The organism is Shewanella sp. MF05913, from assembly GCF_059758095.1.
Genome location: NZ_JCAYNT010000062.1, coordinates 1 through 885, shown reverse-complemented (window position 1 = coordinate 885; position 885 = coordinate 1). Strand labels below are relative to the sequence as shown.

The window sequence follows — 885 nt, the reverse complement described above, 5'->3', positions numbered from 1 at the left end:
ATGTTGATGTCACCGCACAAGTGATTGATATCGCCGGTAACCCATCTGCAACCGCAACGGATACACAACCTGTTGATGCCACTATGGCGCCTGCACCGACTGTAGAATTCAGCGGCATGGGCACTGATGGCGTGTTCAACAGCGATGAGATCGGTTCTGACGGCACTGTGACCGCAACCGTCACCTTAGCGACGGGTACGCAAGTGGGCGACACCTTGATTGTCACCGACGGCAACGGCACTGAATTGTTTAACGGCCCTGTTACCCAGGACATGCTGGATAATGGCTTTGATGTTGAAGTCCCTGTCACTGCAGGCGCAACCGATGTTGATGTCACCGCACAGGTGATTGATATCGCCGGTAACCCATCTGCAACCGCAACCGACACACAACCTGTTGATGCCACTATGGCACCTGCACCGACTGTAGAATTTAGCGGCATGGGCACTGATGGCGTGTTCAACAGCGATGAGATCGGTTCTGACGGCACTGTCACCGCAACCGTGACCTTAGCGACCGGTACCCAAGTGGGCGACACCTTGATTGTCACCGACGGCAACGGCACTGAATTGTTTAACGGCCCTGTCACTCAAGACATGCTCGACAACGGCTTTGATGTTGAAGTCCCTGTAACGGCAGGCGCAACGGATGTTGATGTCACCGCACAGGTGATTGATATCGCCGGTAACCCATCTGCAACCGCAACCGACACACAACCTGTTGACAATGTTGCCGCACCAGCACCGCTTGTAGAATTTAGCGGCATGGGCAGCGACGGGATTTATAACGCCAGCGAAATTGGTGCTGACGGCACCGTGACCGCAACCGTCACCTTAGCGACCGGCACCCAGATCGGCGACACTCTCGTCGTGACCGATGGCAGTG

1 protein-coding gene is annotated in these 885 nt (G+C 55.4%); it reads left to right on the top strand.

The genetic code is table 11. The features are described 5' to 3' along the window. Positions 1-885, top strand: an 885-nt coding sequence (locus tag AC19MV_RS22985; RefSeq protein WP_498310039.1) for a hypothetical protein, incomplete at both ends; no start/stop codon positions are given.